Genomic DNA, 538 nt, shown 5'->3' with positions numbered 1-538 from the left:
AGCCTGGGCCGAACGGCCGGCTTCGGACCCCGACCCGCGCACGCTTGGCCTCACATCCCGCCATCTCGCCTATGTGATCTACACATCAGGCTCAACCGGAACGCCCAAAGGGGCACAGAATGAGCATCGGGCTATCATCAATCGCCTGATCTGGATGCAAAAAGCCTATGCACTCAATGCGACTGACGTTGTCTTGCAGAAGACCCCATTTGGCTTCGATGTCTCGGCCTGGGAATTCTTCTGGACGTTGCTTGAAGGGGCGACCTTGGTGCTGGCGCTTCCTGGTGCGCACAAAGACCCTGATGCGCTTGTAAACTTGATAATCAGCCAACGCATCACCACCGCACACTTTGTACCATCCATGCTGGACGGCTTCATGGACACGAAGGGTGTTGATCGCTGCACATCCCTGCAGCGTCTCGTGTGTAGTGGTGAGGCGCTTTCTGCCTGCCTTGCGCAGAAGGTTCGTCGCGTATTGCCTTGGACTGGTCTGCACAACCTATATGGTCCCACGGAAGCTGCTATCGACGTGACAGCC

Annotated in this window: 1 protein-coding gene; it reads left to right on the top strand. The window is 57.1% G+C overall.

What is annotated here, in order from left to right; genetic code table 11:
• Nucleotides 1–538: AMP-binding protein (locus H8B02_RS47710; protein WP_229172575.1), on the top strand; the 538-nt coding region annotated here is incomplete at both ends.

Source organism: Bradyrhizobium altum, from assembly GCF_020889705.1.
Classification (GTDB): domain Bacteria; phylum Pseudomonadota; class Alphaproteobacteria; order Rhizobiales; family Xanthobacteraceae; genus Bradyrhizobium; species Bradyrhizobium altum.
This window is presented reverse-complemented; position numbering and strand designations above follow the sequence as displayed.